This window comes from Vibrio sp. MA40-2 (genome assembly GCF_047302445.1).
Lineage (GTDB): Bacteria > Pseudomonadota > Gammaproteobacteria > Enterobacterales > Vibrionaceae > Vibrio.
Map to the genome: position 1 here is coordinate 149,435 of NZ_CP178628.1, position 16,446 is coordinate 165,880.

Sequence of the window (16,446 nt, forward strand, 5' to 3'; positions counted from 1 at the left end):
GTCACCTATACTGGCATATTCATAAGTTGCTTATAAGCATCGACTAGCTTATTTCTTACTTGAATAGTTGCTTCAAACGCAACGCTGGATTTGTTTCTCGCGATCATCACATCTGAAAGAGAAACATTTTCATCACCTCTATCGAAACGCGTTTGCAAATCACCAGATGCTTTTTGCAGAGAGTTAACATTGTTAATTGCCGAATTCAATAGTTGCCCAAAATCAGCCCCTACTTTTTGGCTTGTTGCAGGCTCAGTTGAGTTTGATGCTTGAAGCATCATTGTCTGCATTTCTGTTTGAATTCCACTTATATTCACTGCTTCTCCCCAAAGCCAATAATTTGACTTTTTAACTTATCTACTACTGAAGAAGCAATTAGCATACCACCATGAAAATAATTCGAACAATACTAACAAGGCAGTTCTATACCTGCATCTCTCATTTTGGCCAATTTATAGCGTAGCGTTCTTGGGCTGATGCCCAATTTATCGGCAATATCCTTTCTTCTGCCATTGCATTCAATTAATGTCTCTAAAATAATAGCAAACTCTTGATCACGCAGTTCGTTGCCCAAACCTTCCCCTGACGAGAGTGGCTTAGCGGCAGCAGAAGCATTGGAATCAGAGGCCGGAATAGAAGAGGCCTGGCTAGATGACGAAACAGGAGAGTCTACCGGAATAGTAGGATTGGTCTCAGCAACTGGTGCGATATTTGGTGCAAGTTGACCTGTTTCAACCACACTTTGTAAACTGTTGGCATCATGCCAGTCAACACCTTCAAGCAAAATATGTTCTCCTTGAATATCACCTTGATCACATAAAATCAGAGCTCGTTGGATCACATTATCTAATTCACGTACGTTGCCCGGCCAAGGATAATTTAATAATTTACTCACAGCTTGCGCCGAAAATGACGGAACAGGCATGCCTAATTTTTGACAGTTCCTTTCCGCTAAATGGATCGCTAGTGGTTCGATATCACCTTTTCTTTGCGCCAGCGCAGGCCAAGAGATTGGGAATACGTTGAGCCTGTAATAAAGATCTTCACGAAAATTACCTTCGGCTACATAGCGTTTTAGATCTCGGTTGCTTGTCGCCAACACTCGTACATCTAAATTAATACTTTTTCGGCTACCAAGACGTTCAACTTCCCTTTCTTGCAATACCCGAAGTAATTTGGCTTGTAGGTTTAAATCCATTTCACTAATTTCGTCCAGTAGAATGGTGCCTCCTTGCGCTTGTTCAAATTTACCTGGGCAAGCTTGAATAGCACCAGTAAATGCCCCTTTTTCATAGCCAAATAAAGTCGCTTCAAGCATATTGTCTGGGATGGCGGCGCAGTTTATAGCCACAAAAGGGCCATTTTTTCTATTCGACATATTATGAATATATCGAGACATAACCTCTTTACCTGAGCCACTGGGGCCTAATACCATCACGTTGGCATCGGTTTTCGCTACTTTATCGGCTAACGCTAACAGCTTTAAGCTTTTCTCATCCGCCACAACCGCGTCACCATTATCGTCATTTTTGACTGGGGCGTAACGCGAGACCATATTTAACAGCACTTCTGGAGCAAATGGCTTTGCCATATAGTCGATTGCGCCTTCTTTCATTGCGGCAACCGCATCTTCAATATTGGCATAAGCGGTCATCAACAACACTGGAAGATTGGGCTTGTGCTGCTTAATATTACGTAACAATGCCAAGCCACCCATCCCGGCCATTTGCACATCGGATACGACAATATCAACTTCATCTGATTTGAGCTTAACTAATGCATCTTCCGCACAATCTGCTTCAATCCAATCGTAGCCTGCCAAGGCTAAAGTATCTACTAAGGCCTCACGTAACCCTTCATCATCTTCAACGATCAATACTTTGCTTTGCGCCATTATTCTTCTCCAGAGTTTGCTTGAATAGGAAGGCACATAGTGAAACAAGCACCATCCCCTTCTTCTGATATGAGTTCTAATCGCCCTTTATGGGCTCGACAAACCATTTGCACTACCGCTAAACCAAGCCCGGTTCCTTGTGAACGAGTAGTAAAAAAAGGTTCCATAATTTTTGCTTGCAATTCTTGTGGTACACCAGGACCACTATCTTGAACAGATATTCTCAGTTCACTGTCTACTGGCCTAATAAACACGTCTACTTGTGAGCCTTTACCGGCTATTTGAATGGCATTAATCACTAAATTACTCAGCGCCGAGGCGATAGCATTTGCATTACCAAGTAATTGAGTTTGCTCTTGTTCTACTTCTACAAAATAATCAATATTGTTGTTCTTTATGACGGTTTCGATCATAGGTTGGAATTCTTGGAGCAGCTCTTTAGTAGTAAATTCGTTGACCACTTTATTATCGCCACCTTTAGCAAACAGCAACATGTCGTTAACTTGCTTCTCTAAATCGTGCAATCGGTCCATCAGTTTCGTCTGAAATCTTTCACGGGTTGGAGCTGGAAGGTTAGCAGCAGCAAGATTGGATGCGTATAACATTGCACTGGATAACGGTGTTCTCACTTGATGCGCAAGCGAGGCGACCATTCTGCCAAGAGATGAGAGCCGTTGTAGATCACCAACTCGAGATTGTAATAAGCGGGTTTCAGTAAGATCGGTGATTAAAATCAATTGGCCGGTAGAAGAAGCAGAAATGGCCAACCTAACTTTTCGACCATTCTTTAACGATATTTCATGACCATCGTCGTCTCGAGGAGCAAAAGCATTCTGTATAACAGCAAACCATTTCTCCCCAACTAATGGAACTTCCAGCAGCTTTTCTGCCTCTGGATTTGCTTCTTTAACTTCACCCTGAGTATCTAATAGAATCACACCGGCAGGCATTACATCTAATACTTGCTTATACCTAGAAACTTGATCTTCAAGTGTGCCTAAGTGGGTTTGGTTACCCTCTGTGAAATCTGCTGACATTTGGGTCTCTCGGCTAAATAGTACAGCATACTATCAAGCAATAAGTGAGCCAAATATTTCTTATATTATTTCAATAACTTAAGTAAAAACAACACTGTCATATTATTGGCACAGTGAACATTTCTATTTAAATTAACGTTGTAAGTTATATTTTTTCATTTTTTCAACCAAAGTGGTTCGTCTCATCTCTAACATTTCTGCCGCTCTAGCAACCACGCCATCTTGAATATCCAACGCTTGATTAATCAAATCGACTTCAAGATCGGCTAAATGCTCTTTTAGGTTTAATCCTTCTTCCGGCAAAATATTTACTCCGCCATCGGAGCTATTTAGTTCAGCATCGTCACTGGTAGAAAAGTCGCTAGAAAAAATACTGGTTAATACTTCGCGCTCTTGTTCCTCAATGCTACTGCTATTTAAGGTGTATTCTGGCTGAAATTCAGGAATATCACTGTAACGATACTTAGTCGGCAAATTAGTTACATCAACTAGTTTGTTAGGATATAAAATAACCATACGTTCAACTAAGTTGGCTAATTCACGAACATTTCCTGGCCAGTTATGTTCCATTAATGAATCGACGGCTCTAGGACTGAATCGAATCGCATGGCTTCCTTCCGCTTCCATTCTAGACATCAATTCTGTTAGCAATAGTGGAATATCATCGTTCCGTTCACGCAATGCTGGCATTTCAATTGGAAAAACATTGAGCCGATAATAGAGATCTTCTCTAAAATTACCGTCCGTGATCATGCGATCTAAATTGCGATGTGTTGCGGCAACAACTCGAACGTCAACTTTTATCGTACTGTTACCCCCAACTCTTTCGAAACAACGCTCTTGCAGTACGCGCAATAACTTAACTTGCATTGGCATTGGCATATCACCAATTTCATCTAAGAAGATGGTGCCACCTTCGGCTAATTCAAAGCGACCTTTTCTCGCTGTAATTGCACCGGTAAATGCGCCTTTTTCGTGACCAAATAACTCGCTTTCTAGCAGTTCCGCTGGAATAGCACCGCAATTTATTGGAACAAATGGGCCTTTACGCCGAGCTGAATGATAATGCACATTTCTTGCAACAACTTCTTTTCCCGTGCCGGATTCACCTAAAATCAGAACATTGGCTTCGGTAACCGCCACTTGTTCGATCAAGTGACGCACTTCTTTTATACTCGCACTATCGCCGACTAAGCTTCGAAATAGTGTACTTTTGCGAGCAATTGAAAAGTCGCTACCCTGCTTACCTAAAAATATTGAACAATGATGAAGCGCATCGGTCAGTTGAGTGTAATTAAGAGGCAGAACCAATTCACCAATAAAATGAGGAAATTCAGTAAGCAAGCCAACGTTTTTGACTAACGATAATATGGGAATATGTATCGAGGTCTTAATTTTCTGAATAATGTAATTTTCAGTATCTTGGTTATCAATTGACCCCAAAATACAGGCAGACCAATCAGTAGACCACTTAACTGATTCAACTTGGTCTGAATGAATAACAAGCGCATGTTCCCCAATGAATTCCAGAATTGTCGAGATCTGAAACTGTAAATTTTCATTATCTTCAATGACTAACAGTTTAGCTAATCTATCCATAGCGTTAGAAAGTGCCTTTATTTATTTTTAGTGGGATGTCTTATTAGCTTAGTAATACAAACAAAATCTCTTTTAACGATAGCCAATTAGGAGAGAACATCAACAAAAAAAGCCCAGTAGATGAGTAAACTCAGCTCTAATGGGCTTTATTTTATGGTATCTGTAAAATAAGGCAACTAACTAAATGGCAGTAATTGCTGATTTTAAACGTCTATTTTTACTATTTAAAAGTTATTGACCTATTTCCGCTGCGGTTAAATTATGGTATTCGCCAGGAATTTGATCCCATGCGGATTTAATATCTCTTAAAATCCCCACCACATCGTCAATTGCTTGCGGGTTATTTTCTGCGTTCGCCAATGAAATCTGTGCGATCATAAATTCATATAATTGATCAAGATTTTGCGCCACATCGCCTCCCTCATCCATAGACAAACACGTGCGTAGGCTAATAACAATATCTAGTGCTTTACCTAAGCGTTCGCCTTTGACTGCAATATTTCCTTGAGCCATTGCAGCTTTGCCTTGGACCAAACGCTCTATCGCGCCAGCCATCAGCATTTGAATCACTTTGTGCGGAGACGCCGCACTCAATTGACTGTCTACAGAGACTTTTTTATATGCTTGTAAAGAACCACGCATGGTATTCCTCTTTTTATAAAAACTGTTGGTAACGTCGTACTGATTTGTTACCGTGACGGTACTTTTTAAGCTGTTCGCCTAATTGATTTGTTTCTGACTGAGCCAGTTCAACAATACGCTTTGTCCGTTGAATAGCTTGCTGCCAATCAAGCGAACTTTCAAATTCAGCAACAGACTTAGCTTGTAACAAAATCTCTTGCAAAATATGTTCCCTTTCATTAATAGATGCAAGGATTTTTTCGCTATCTACTTGGTCTTCAAGCAATAGATCAATCATGTTATGGTCTAGAACTTTTAACTTTTCGATTAATTGGTCCACACTATTGTCCTAACGCATTCATCATGCCAGAAAGTTGACCTTGCATTTTAGCTGTTGCATCTTGCATGGCCATAAACTTATTCTTGGTTCTATCTTGTAGACTTTCCATTCTACGATCTAAAGAAACTTGTTGATCATCTAAGCGATAATTTTGTTCTCTTAACGAATTTTCTCGCGTTCTTAAGGTTCCGGTTGCGCCGGTCATAGAATGAATCGCATCTTCTACTTTTTTAGCAAATCCTTTATTTCCACCAAAAAATTCTTCAAGGCGAGTGAAGTTTTTATTCAGTTGCCTATCAAGCATCTTATCATTAATTTCCAACGTACCCTGTCTAGTACTGGTTATACCAAATTCTGTGAGGGTTTTTAGATCTTCCGGTGCTTGCTCGATCGCTGTAGAAAAAGCCGCTTTCAAACGTGATTGAGCGGTTCTTACCACGCTATCGCCAGCCAAAGGTCCAGCGGCACCAGTTTGCGGATCAACCGTCGATAAATCACTAGAAACTTGATGAAATTGATTATAAGCGGCAACAAATTGTACGATATCGTCTCGCACACTCTGCCTATCATATTCAACCCCAATTTCTGTTTTTTTGTCTGTGGGATCGGTTACTCCTTTAACGGTAATATCGATACCATCAATCGCATTCTCAATAACATTGTTTTCGCTACTCAATTGGGCAATGCCATCTAGCATAACAATAGAATCTTGAGCGGCTTGTGTCTCTGTCATACCAGAATAACTTGCTATAGAATCTTGAGCACTTTGTAGCGCCGCTTGAGTCTTATCCACCGCCACTTTTTTGGCACGCTCTTCTGGTGGCAATAAATCCAGTTTGGCTTGATAGCCTTGATCTTTTGTTAAGCTGCCGTTAGCAACCGACTGATCAATAGACGCTACTTTCTCTGCTACTTGTTGATCTTGTTTGGTTTTTTGAGCCAGAATATCCGCCTGTTCAACGGCCTCTCTCAATGCTTCCGCTTCTTCGGCTTCTTGTGGCGTGAGGTAAGAATCGGTTAATGTGCCAGAAGCAGTATTACTCCAGCCCGGCACTTGCCCCATTTTATCTAACGCTTTTTTATCCAACTCTGGTTCGGGTGGTTGATAAGAATCGAGTAGTGTTCCTGAAGCCGTTTCTGTCCAGCCGGGAATAGAATCTTCAGCTTTGACATAACTCGTTGTCGATTGCTCATTCTCGCCTAGCGTTTGTTCGTTTGTAGGATTTTCATTTACAGAACGGTCCTCTGAAAAACGTTCACCCGCAATACTTGCTGTTGGCGCACCTTTAGCCAATACCGTGTCGGCGGCACGATTATCTGATTGTTTACCAGAAGCAATAATTTCGTTAGCGAGTTGTTGGTTTTTTTGATTGGCAATATCTTGCCCTTCAATTGGGGTCGCCAGTGCTTTGGCGGCTGCCGCTCTTGCCTCTTCAAGAGACTTTAGACGCTCTTCAAGGGTTTTATATTCAAATTTTTTCAGTGGATTAGTCGTTTCGGAGTCCACAGAAATTTTTATATCGTTATCTGCCCCAGATTTATCTGACGCAACAATCAACCGCTGCCCATTAGCATCATTGATTATAGACGCTCTTACTCCAGGGTTATTGTTTGCACCGTTAATGCCTCTTACTACATCTTTTAGATTAGAATAATTTCTAACCTCTACTGAAAACTGTTTTTCACCTAGTGAAATTTGCAGCTTGCCGGGGCCAAATTTTGTGTCATCAGACAATGCTTCTGATGCCACTTTATGGCTTTGAGCAAGCTGCAGTACATCGATACCATATCGACCAGCAATAGCTTCTGTTGTCGCCGATGCTGATACCAAACCATCATCAGTAGATTCCACGGTTCTTACCGCAAAAGCTTTATCTTGACGAAAGTTTGCCATCAGATTTTTCATCGTATCAAGTGACTCTCTGAGGCGGCCGTATGCACTAATATCAATACCAATTTGTGCACGGTCGTTGTCAAGCCGAGCTTGTTTAGGAACACGCTCAGAATCAACAATTTTACTAACCATGGTATTGATATCCATACCAGACGACATACCCAAAGGGCCTACACTCATTCACTCACCTATATTTAAACAAAGCTGTTAAACTTTTTCCTCAATAAATAAACCAGAGGAAGCTGACGCTAAACGTCTCAGTATAATTAGCATCTCTTCATCGGGAATTTGTCTAATTATGTCGCCAGTACTGGCTTCAAAAATTGTGACCACATCTCTTCCCAATTCCTCATCAACACGAAACGAAAGGCCTTTATTGATAGAGTTAACGAATTCATCCATTTTCTCTACCATTTTTTGTAGTTGAGCTTTATTTAGATCAATTTTTTTTTGAACTAAATCTTCTACCGCCTTAGTTTTCTCTGCTATGTCAGTTTCAGTTGCTACTCTACCGACTTCTTTCTGAGTCGACACTAATTTATCTGTCGCGTCACCATCTTTTAAAGCAAGTTTAATGCCATCTGGCTTACCATTGAGCTCATTGTATTTGCCATTCGGTTCGCCATACGGCTGGATGTTCGATGTGTATGCAGATATATCCATACCGATCTCCCTTCCACCTTGTTGTTAAGCGGTTATCAACTTACCCCAATAAGCTCAACGCGGTTGATGGAGATTGTTTTGCTTGAGCCAACACTGAAGTACTCGCATTCTGAAGAATCTGCGATTTAGTCATCTGAGTGGTCTCTTTAGCAAAATCAGTATCCATGATGCGGCTTCTTGACGCGTTAACATTCTCATTAATATTTTCTAGATTGTTAATCGCATGATTAAATCGATTTTGGAAAGCACCAAGGCCTGCACGTTGGCTATCAACATTTTGTAAAGCACCATCAAGAATAGCAACAGCTTGTTGTGAACCCGCAACAGTGGTGACATCAATATCATTAACACTTTGCTCGACACCAGCAGCCAAATTTAATTCGCCCGCTAATGAGCCACCAAAAGTAACGTCACCATTTTCCACACTTTGATTCGAAGCAAAAACCTGCAATTTTCCTTCTTCACCAACAGAAGCGGTAATGTCTTCATTTTGACCATTAATGTACGTCGCCAGCTCTTCTAAATCATCGCCGGCTTTCGCATTCACGGTAATTTCTTTGGCTTGGCCTGATTGATCATTATAAGAGATAGTAAGATCATTGGATCCTTGTTGCACTGACCAATCTTTACTTTGGCCTTCTGTAGCAACATAGCTTTTGCCAGCCATATTTGAATCGTCAGATCGCATGTTACCCATAGATAACATCACCGACTCACCAGCATCTGCGCCGATTTGGAACGATTTGGAGCCATACGAACCGTTTAATAGTTTATTGCCACCAAAAGAGGTTGTTTCTGCAATACGATTCAATTCGTCATTGAGCGCAGAAATTTCTTCTTGAATCGCAACACGTTCAGAACGGGAGTTAGAACCATTCGAAGATTGCAAAGAAAGATCACGCATACGCTGCATAATATTAGTCGTTTCTTTCATTGCTCCTTCGGCTGTCTGAGCAATAGAAATGCCATCGTTCGCATTTCGTACTGCAGAATCTAAGCCACGGCTTTGGGAAGTAAGTCGGTTGGAAATTTGCAGACCAGCAGCATCGTCTTTAGCGCTGTTAATCTTGTAACCTGAAGACAGGCGTTCCATTGATTTGTTTAGACCTTCAGCAGCACCAGCCAAGTGGCGTTGAGCGGTCATTGCAGACACGTTAGTGTTCACATTTATTGCCATAATTGATCTCCTTCGGCATGTGGGGTGATGGGCCTTTGCGTCTCTCACCACGCTAGGGCTCATCGAATTTTATTTCTCTCGTCCCTTATAACGGCCGATAAAAAAATACCTTTAGGAAATTATTTGTTTTTTTATATAAAACTTGTTTTGTACTTTATGGCGTCCGATTAATCTTTATCCTTAAACAACAAAACCCAGCCATTTCTGGCTGGGTTTTTATTGCTGCTCGTCTCGATACAATCAGTTATTGCTGAAGCGAATAACCTAATAGGCTTAGGTTACTCTAGTAGGCTTATTTATCCTAATAAACTCAGCGCTGTGTTTGGTGCTTGTTTAGCTTGCGCAAGTATCGACGTTGAAGCTTGTTGTAAAATCTGAGACTTAGTCATCGCTGTGGTTTCTTTCGCGAAATCTGTGTCTTTAATTCGACTGTTCGATGCATTCACGTTTTCATTTATGTTATCTAAGTTATTTATCGCATGGTCAAAACGGTTTTGGAAGGCTCCCAACTCACTACGGTGACTGTCCACGTATTTCATCGCCGCGTCCACCACTGCTACCGCGTTTTGTGCTCCACCTACGCTAGTCACATCAATTGTATCAACCGTGACCGCCGTTGGACCACTCATACCAAGTTCGCTCGCTAGGCTACCACTAAAAGAAACCTCTCCGTCTACGCTATTGTTTCCCGCAAACACTTGCAAACGACCTTCTTCATCTACTGATGCACTTACATCGTCTTGCTGACCATTGATATACGTGGCTAGCTCTTCAATATCATCGCCCGCTTTTGCGTTGATAACATACTCTTGCGCATCACCAAACTTATCCGTCAAGCTGATTGTCATGCTCGCATCTTGAGCCACACTCCAATCTTTACCTTGACCGTTTTCAGCTTTGTATTCGCTACCGCCCATCATGGCATTGTCTGAACGCATGTCTTTTAGGTTCAGCATCACCGCCTCACCATTGTCCGCTCCTATTTGGAAGGATTTCGTTCCATGCGTACCGTTCAACAACTTATTTCCACCAAAAGAGGTCGTTTCTGCTATACGGTTTAATTCGTCGTTTAACGCCGTCACTTCTTCTTGAATCGCTACTCGCTCTTGCTTTGAGTTCGAGCCATTCGCCGATTGCAAAGACAAATCACGGACACGTTGCAGGATATTTGAGGTCTCTTTCATTGCCCCTTCTGCTGTTTGCGCAATTGAAATGCCGTCGTTGGCATTTCGTACCGCTACGTCTAAACCACGACTCTGGGCATTCAAACGATTCGAAATTTGTAAACCTGCAGCGTCGTCTTTTGCATTGTTAATTTTGAAACCAGATGATAAGCGTTCCATTGACGTATTTAGGTCGCTTGCTGCGCTAGATAAATGACGTTGTGCTGTCATTGCTGCTACGTTTGTATTTACATTAACTGCCATGGTAATTCTCCAATTGATTTTCCGTTTAAAGCGGTTTCCGACGTCTCGGAAAACCAAGTAGTTCTCTCAAAGTTACTTTCATTAACGGCGTGAAAATCAATTCCTTTAGCAAATAATTTAAATTTTTTATAAATAATTACAAATAACCTTCAATTTGACTGTACTAAGGCATAGAGGAGAGTTCAATAGGATAAAAAAAGGGCGGCTAAAATTAACGAGTAGACTAAAAAGAGCAGGGTCCTACGACTGAAATTCAAATTGATTGCTTACAAAATTAGTTACACATACTAATTGGTACCATGGCAACTATTTGCCATACCAAAACTAAATAAAGCAGCGCAAAATACGATTAGCTGCAATCAGACGACTTACGTCTGGTTGTTACTGCGATTTACGCTCATCATATTTAATCGCAAATATAGCTACCCCAACAGAGAAGATTATTATCAAGCTCAACGCCATATAGAAAGGTATCATTTTAGTTTCCTTTTACAGTCCAATAATCGATTGTAGGTTCTAGAACAAGCCTAGATGATTCAAGCTAAATTGACCACAAATTTTTCCCATAGACCTGAACATTGGTTTTTATATCAATACCTTCCCTTTCTAAATCAACTTAATATCTACGTCACAAAACCACTTGTACCCAATTATACTTCAGCGTAGATTCAAGCTGATAGATCTCGTCGAATTACCCTTACATTTTATTATTTCATGCAGAAAGAAGGTGATATTGATTACCTATGCTCAGACAGAAAAAAACCAACCCATACAGTCATATAGAGTTGGTTTAGTGATATCTTTCATTTGGGAAAGTTGTAATAACCTTTCAGGTATTTTTAGTTAACAAGCTTATTGCTTTCACGTCTTCGAGCATACGCAGCAAAGCCGAATAGCAGAAGTCCTAAACCACCTACACTACCACCACCACTAGAACTGCTTTCTGTGCTTTCTGTAGTTTCTTCAAATGAATAATCATCTGTTTCGATGTATGCGCCAATAGTCATGTAATCATTAGACGTAAGTTGAATAGTGGCGGTTTGGTCGGTCGCAATGGAATTACCAGACTCATTAAAGTTAACGCTTAGAGTACACCCCTCGGTAGGCGCTAGTGTTGATGGACAGTCGGAATAATCAGCAGAAAAATATCCACTATCATCGGTCATATCCAAACTTAGAGTGACTGTGCTATTCGTGAAATTCTGAATTGGCACATCAAAGTCGTAACTACTGGAATCGAGTTCAGCAATGTCGATTCCTGCACCACTTGGATAGACAAGCTCACCTATAGTCTCAACAAAAAGATCCATAGAAAGTGAAAAATGCTCAAAAATAGCGGTGCTTGATCCACCAGTCCCATTTAGCACTCCATAAATCGCCCCGTCATAGCGTAGTGGTGAACCACTGTCACCCTCTCGTGTCCCCTCTCCCTCGTCATTGTAAACAAAGAACCAATCATTACCTTTGAATACACAATTATAGGCGGTGCTATCGTCACACGCAGTGTACGCCTCTGTTCCGTACACGGTTGTATATTCATCATAAGGTGTTTCCCAATTTCGGATGGATAGGAAAGTAGTCTCTTTCAATGTGTCCGATGCGCCACCATCTTCGGTTTTGCCCCATCCCCAAAAGGTCATATCAGTGTAAGTTGGTAGGTTTGAGGTGTCGGTATCATAGTCGTAAAGCGGTTTAATCAATCGACCTGTTCGATGTTCCACTTCTTCATCTAGCACCAAAACAGCCAAGTCTCCCTCCATCAATTCCTCAGCAGTTTGGGAATCAAGCCAATAATAAAGCTGACCTGCCGTATCTAAGGTAGGGTAATCAACACGCACTTTATTGTTGTAAATTACTTGAGATAGCTCAGCCATTTCATAACGAGAGGTGGCGTCATTATTGTTATGGACAGAAAAAGAAATATCTTCGGTTCTTGCATTATTATCTGCCGGATTAAGACCTGACGCATCAAGACCAGTTGCCACCCCAAAAAAGATGTTACCACTTGTCATTTCACCATCTACTTCGTTGCTGACGCAGTGATTCGCGGTCACTATATATCGTCCACCAATAAGGCTTGCCCCGCACGTACCGATATCCGTTTCTAATCTAACGTAGAAATCCTCATAATCACTACTTGATACATCTGAGCCGTATTGAACCGCTTGAACTGAGCTAGATAGACAACCAATGATAGCCGTCGCAGCTATTGTTAAACTTGTTTTCATTTGTGCTTCTCTCTATTAACCCATTAATATTGTAAACTCTTAAAATATGAAAGAATTTTGATAAAAATATGGAGATTGCAAAAGCCTATCGATTAACCAGTCTGGTACTGGTTTTTTGATAGTCAACCTCGTGTAAATTAGTATTTCAAAATGATTTCAAAGGTGTTCATTAATATACGTTTGGAAAGGATGGACGTAGAAATTCGGTTAGATGTGTGTTTATCGAGTTCCACCTCAACTCTCAATTGGAATCCTTAAAAATAACAAAAATTTGGACACAATTAGGTACAAAAAGAGAGAGTATAGAGCAAACCATATTTTGTCAAACAACCACATATGATATTTTTTATTTATTAATAACAATATGTTAGTGACAAAAATAATAATAAAAGGAAACATAAGGAAAGTGGAAAGAGAAAAGCCCCATTTCCTTTGAGAGAACTGGGGCTGGTCGTGTCGCAAGCTAGGTAGCCTATGTGGAGATCGAGAGAAATAACACATAACCAGCTTTACGTTGCATAATAATCTTCAGTTTGTTGGCAGTGAGAGTGAGAGAGCCGCGAAACATCCAATTAACATGCCATTACCACTATAACGTTATTCAATGTTGATCCACGTCTGTATCGACTAATGCAGAACAACGTTACAACGGTCATATCGACTACTGAAGTAGTGACATGGCAGATTGTGGTAATTGTTTCGCTTGAGCAAGAATGGAAGTCCCTGCCTGTTGCAAAATTTGGTTTTTGGTCAGTTCTGTGGTTTCTTTGGCAAAATCGGTATCTTTGATTCGACTTTTTGAAGACTCTACGTTTTCTTGAATATTGGCCAAGTTATTAATACTGTGACCTAAGCGATTTTGTTTAGCACCTAAATCCGCACGTTGGCTGTCCACATAACGTAGAGCTGAATCAATAACACCAACAGCATTTTGTGAACCTTTCACTGATGTTACATCAATATCTTGAGCTGTTGTCGCAACAGCTTCTGCTCCGCCAATACCGACTTCTGCAGCCAAAGAGCCTGATATATCTAATCCACCTGCCATTTTGTCGTTAGCAACAAAAATTTGCAGATTGCCGCCTTCACCAACAGAAGCAGATAATCTATCTGTTTGGCCATTTATGTACGTGGCTAGCTCTTCGATATCGTCACCAGCTTTTGCTTGTAGATCGATAACTACTTCTTCATTGCTTTCGTCAGCAGCGAAAACAAATTTCATATCAAGTTTATCTGCTGGCACGCCCCAATCACCGCTTAATGTCTGCCCTTCTGGAAGTTCAGCATTGAAGGTTGAACCGCCCATGCGGTAATCGTCAGCACGAATACTGGTTAAGCCCATGATCATAGCTTCACCAGAGTTAGAACCGATTTGGAATGCTGCTTCACCAAAAGAGCCATTTAATAATCGACGACCACCAAAAGATGTGGTTTCTGCAATTCGGTTTAATTCGTCTTGTAATGCACTGACTTCTTCATTTATCGCAACACGCTCAGACAATGAGTTTGATCCGTTTGCTGATTGAAGTGATAAATCACGCATACGAGTAAGAATAGAGGTCGATTCATTCATCGCACCTTCTGCAGTCTGAGCAATAGAAATACCATCGTTGGCATTACGCATTGCTACATCTAAACCACGTGATTGAGCATTGAGTCGGTTTGAAATTTGCAAACCTGCCGCATCATCTTTGGCGCTATTAATTTTATGTCCGGATGACAAGCGTTCCATCGAGGTATTTAAATTATCAGACGCTTTATTTAAATAGCGCTGAGATGTCATCGCCGCGACGTTGGTACTTACAGTTACAGCCATTTTTCTGCTCTCCTATTGAGTTCGCAAGCGTTCTGCGAAGCGGTCAGCTTTAGTCTCATTTGGATAAGCACTGACCGTATATTTACTTGCCGAACTAAGCGTCCATTTTGTCCACTTAATCCATTTCGTATTCATTTTATCTATATTTAATACAATACAATTAGTGTGCCAATTTATTAATTTCAATTTCAAATAAATTATATTCATTTAAAATCAATCACTTACAAAAAAGACAACTTGTATTGAAACTATATTCAAAGCCTGATATCAAACTAGGCGGCAAAAATTTTCTGCCGTTATATACGCCATGACAACTCTTGCCGCTTTTGTTATGGCTTAAACTGCTTGCGCTGATTTAAGCAATACCTAACGCCGGTAAAGCGAACTCTAACCTCATACCGAAACTACCGCTATTCAAGTTGCATTGAGCCAACAAAGAAGCAACTTACAAAAATAACGAGGAAATTATTTTCTCCGCACATATGGCAGTAGCACATATGGCAATGGAGAGTGGATAAAATTAACCGCTGCTAAATCCCATTAAGTAATATTAGATATAATTAAACAACGTAAGGTCTTTCGTCTTGCCGAAGGCTTTTTGCGATGCCTCTAAAGCGAGTGAGTTTTCGTTAAACTCAATTACGGCTTGTGAATAATCTAAATCTTCAAAGGCGCTTTTTGATTTAGCCAGTGTTAGCTTAAAGTCTTCGTGTAAATCCGATTGAATATCAAGCGTATTTAAACGCGCACCAACATCGGTTCTTGCTTTACCAAGATGGATGAAGGCGGCGTCGAATTCTTCAGTTAATCTGTGCAATTCCGCCGTTGCAGAGGCGTCAGAAACGGAAGCATCACCTAAATCAATGACTTGTTTAAAACTGTCAAATAGGCTAATTGATTGACTAGGTGTGAGTGAGATAGAGTCGCCAGCCGTAATTTGCCCTTTAATCTGAATAGATAAGTCATTATATTTGATGCCTTTTTTAGGGTCGAACTCTTCGACAGCCACCGAACTTCCGTCTTTATTCAATTGATACGCATATTTACCTGTGCCCATATCAACAAAAGTAATCTGATATTGCGATTCATCATCACTATCTAAATTAGTGGCTCTCTCTAATAACAGCCGAGAGCCTTCTTGCAATTGATAGCTAGGTTTGTAATCACCAAAGGGATTATCGATATCCATATACAACTTACTGCCCGGATCGTTAAGCGGCATTTCCAACTGATTAGAAATTTTCATTTTGCGCTGATAATCGTCACCCGTGTAAGTCACATTGCCTTCGTTATCTCTAAAGAATGGCTGACTCTTAGGCTTGGTACCGGAAAAGATATAATTGCCCGATTCATCTTGGCTATTGGCTAAATTGAGTAAATTGCCAAATATTTCGTCCATTTCTCTCGTTTTTGCTAAACGATCTTCTTTTGAATGCGCGCCGTTAATCATTTCCATTACGGTTCGTTTCGCTTCATCAGCATAATTTTCTGAGTTAGCAACCAGTACTTCATGATGCTCCAGACGATTGCGCGTTAAAACGATCGCATCCATATACTGACTAAGTTGCTCTGACTGCTGGCCAATACTTTGAACATAGTGTGTTGCTAATGGATCATCTCCGGAACTGAGTAGTTTTTTCCCCGAAGCCAATTGCGCCTGATTATGAATAACCTTGGCTTCTTGTCGGCGAAGGTCATTTTGCACTGACTGGTAATTATGAAAACTTGAAATACGTCCAACCATCTAATT

Annotated in this window: 13 protein-coding genes; all 13 read right to left on the reverse strand. The window is 40.7% G+C overall.

All coding sequences use genetic code 11. The annotated features are described in order from the left end of the window. Window positions 1-5: 5 nt before the first annotated feature. The 13 genes from fliE to flgL all read right to left on the reverse strand — a co-directional run bounded on the left by fliE (window position 6) and on the right by flgL (window position 16,440). Window positions 6-317: a flagellar hook-basal body complex protein FliE gene (gene fliE / locus ACLKML_RS08080; RefSeq protein ID WP_413284888.1), complete on the reverse strand. Its 312-nt coding sequence runs from the start codon at window positions 315-317 to the stop codon at window positions 6-8. A gap of 92 nt (window positions 318-409) precedes the next feature. Continuing rightward, complete coding sequence (locus ACLKML_RS08085; RefSeq protein ID WP_413284889.1) at window positions 410-1,894, reverse strand: sigma-54-dependent transcriptional regulator; 1,485 nt, start codon at window positions 1,892-1,894, stop codon at window positions 410-412. Continuing rightward, a complete protein-coding gene (locus tag ACLKML_RS08090) occupies window positions 1,894-2,931 on the reverse strand; it encodes a sensor histidine kinase (protein ID WP_413284890.1) in 1,038 nt (345 codons plus the stop codon). The genes ACLKML_RS08085 and ACLKML_RS08090 overlap by 1 nt, the downstream gene beginning before the upstream one ends. Window positions 2,932-3,063: 132 nt before the next feature. Then, window positions 3,064-4,530: a sigma-54 dependent transcriptional regulator gene (locus ACLKML_RS08095; protein WP_413284891.1), complete on the reverse strand. Its 1,467-nt coding sequence runs from the start codon at window positions 4,528-4,530 to the stop codon at window positions 3,064-3,066. A 231-nt stretch (window positions 4,531-4,761) separates the two neighbouring features. Continuing rightward, window positions 4,762-5,172: a flagellar export chaperone FliS gene (gene fliS / locus ACLKML_RS08100; protein ID WP_413284892.1), complete on the reverse strand. Its 411-nt coding sequence runs from the start codon at window positions 5,170-5,172 to the stop codon at window positions 4,762-4,764. A gap of 13 nt (window positions 5,173-5,185) precedes the next feature. Beyond that, window positions 5,186-5,491 carry a flagellar protein FliT gene (locus tag ACLKML_RS08105; RefSeq protein ID WP_413284893.1) on the reverse strand — a complete coding sequence of 102 codons (306 nt, stop codon included), beginning with the start codon at window positions 5,489-5,491 and terminating at the stop codon, window positions 5,186-5,188. 1 nt (window position 5,492) lies between these two features. Beyond that, entirely contained in the window at window positions 5,493-7,565 is a 2,073-nt protein-coding gene (gene fliD, locus ACLKML_RS08110; RefSeq protein ID WP_413284894.1) for a flagellar filament capping protein FliD, read from the reverse strand. A 27-nt stretch (window positions 7,566-7,592) separates the two neighbouring features. Then, a complete protein-coding gene (locus ACLKML_RS08115; protein ID WP_413284895.1) occupies window positions 7,593-8,048 on the reverse strand; it encodes a flagellar protein FlaG in 456 nt (151 codons plus the stop codon). A gap of 40 nt (window positions 8,049-8,088) precedes the next feature. Beyond that, complete coding sequence (locus ACLKML_RS08120) at window positions 8,089-9,225, reverse strand: flagellin (protein ID WP_413284896.1); 1,137 nt, start codon at window positions 9,223-9,225, stop codon at window positions 8,089-8,091. Between the two features lie 296 nt (window positions 9,226-9,521). Further along, window positions 9,522-10,652, reverse strand: a complete 1,131-nt coding sequence (locus tag ACLKML_RS08125) for a flagellin (RefSeq protein WP_413284897.1) — start codon at window positions 10,650-10,652, stop codon at window positions 9,522-9,524. A gap of 839 nt (window positions 10,653-11,491) precedes the next feature. Further along, window positions 11,492-12,880, reverse strand: a complete 1,389-nt coding sequence (locus ACLKML_RS08130) for a trypsin-like serine protease (protein ID WP_413284898.1) — start codon at window positions 12,878-12,880, stop codon at window positions 11,492-11,494. A 661-nt stretch (window positions 12,881-13,541) separates the two neighbouring features. Next, window positions 13,542-14,696, reverse strand: a complete 1,155-nt coding sequence (locus tag ACLKML_RS08135) for a flagellin (protein WP_413284899.1) — start codon at window positions 14,694-14,696, stop codon at window positions 13,542-13,544. A 550-nt stretch (window positions 14,697-15,246) separates the two neighbouring features. Beyond that, window positions 15,247-16,440, reverse strand: a complete 1,194-nt coding sequence (flgL, locus tag ACLKML_RS08140; protein WP_413284900.1) for a flagellar hook-associated protein FlgL — start codon at window positions 16,438-16,440, stop codon at window positions 15,247-15,249. Between the last annotated feature and the right edge of the window lie 6 nt (window positions 16,441-16,446).

Excerpts from the sequence above, each read along its gene's own strand:
- fliS (WP_413284892.1), bottom strand. The coding sequence starts at position 5,172 with ATGCGTGGTTCTTTACAAGCATATAAAAAAGTCTCTGTAGACAGTCAA.
- fliD (WP_413284894.1), bottom strand. The coding sequence starts at position 7,565 with ATGAGTGTAGGCCCTTTGGGTATGTCGTCTGGTATGGATATCAATACC.
- ACLKML_RS08135 (WP_413284899.1), bottom strand. The coding sequence starts at position 14,696 with ATGGCTGTAACTGTAAGTACCAACGTCGCGGCGATGACATCTCAGCGC.
- ACLKML_RS08095 (WP_413284891.1), bottom strand. The coding sequence starts at position 4,530 with ATGGATAGATTAGCTAAACTGTTAGTCATTGAAGATAATGAAAATTTA.
- ACLKML_RS08085 (WP_413284889.1), bottom strand. The coding sequence starts at position 1,894 with ATGGCGCAAAGCAAAGTATTGATCGTTGAAGATGATGAAGGGTTACGT.
- ACLKML_RS08120 (WP_413284896.1), bottom strand. The coding sequence starts at position 9,225 with ATGGCAATAAATGTGAACACTAACGTGTCTGCAATGACCGCTCAACGC.
- ACLKML_RS08130 (WP_413284898.1), bottom strand. The coding sequence starts at position 12,880 with ATGAAAACAAGTTTAACAATAGCTGCGACGGCTATCATTGGTTGTCTA.
- ACLKML_RS08090 (WP_413284890.1), bottom strand. The coding sequence starts at position 2,931 with ATGTCAGCAGATTTCACAGAGGGTAACCAAACCCACTTAGGCACACTT.
- flgL (WP_413284900.1), bottom strand. The coding sequence starts at position 16,440 with ATGGTTGGACGTATTTCAAGTTTTCATAATTACCAGTCAGTGCAAAAT.
- ACLKML_RS08115 (WP_413284895.1), bottom strand. The coding sequence starts at position 8,048 with ATGGATATATCTGCATACACATCGAACATCCAGCCGTATGGCGAACCG.
- ACLKML_RS08125 (WP_413284897.1), bottom strand. The coding sequence starts at position 10,652 with ATGGCAGTTAATGTAAATACAAACGTAGCAGCAATGACAGCACAACGT.